Below are 220 nucleotides of genomic sequence, written 5' to 3'. Positions count from 1 at the left end.
GGCCCCTTGGTCAAGTGGTTAAGACACCGCCCTTTCACGGCGGTAACACGGGTTCGAATCCCGTAGGGGTCACCATTTAAAATGCATCGTCATGATGTACAGGCTTTAAAAAGAAAATAAACTGTGATATAACACCTGTTTCTATGGAGGATTAGCTCAGCTGGGAGAGCATCTGCCTTACAAGCAGAGGGTCGGCGGTTCGAGCCCGTCATCCTCCACC

The 220-nt window shown here is 50.5% G+C and carries 2 tRNA genes; both read left to right on the top strand.

What is annotated here, in order from left to right:
• A tRNA-Glu gene (locus ACP3VS_RS24610) sits at window positions 1-75 on the top strand.
• Window positions 76-145: 70 nt separating this feature from the next.
• A tRNA-Val gene (locus ACP3VS_RS24605) sits at window positions 146-218 on the top strand.
• Window positions 219-220 lie beyond the last annotated feature (2 nt).

It is taken from the genome of Lysinibacillus sp. VIII_CA (genome assembly GCF_049943995.1).
GTDB lineage: Bacteria > Bacillota > Bacilli > Bacillales_A > Planococcaceae > Lysinibacillus > Lysinibacillus pinottii.
Note: the sequence above shows the minus strand (reverse complement) of the source record. Positions and strands in the feature narration are given on the sequence as shown.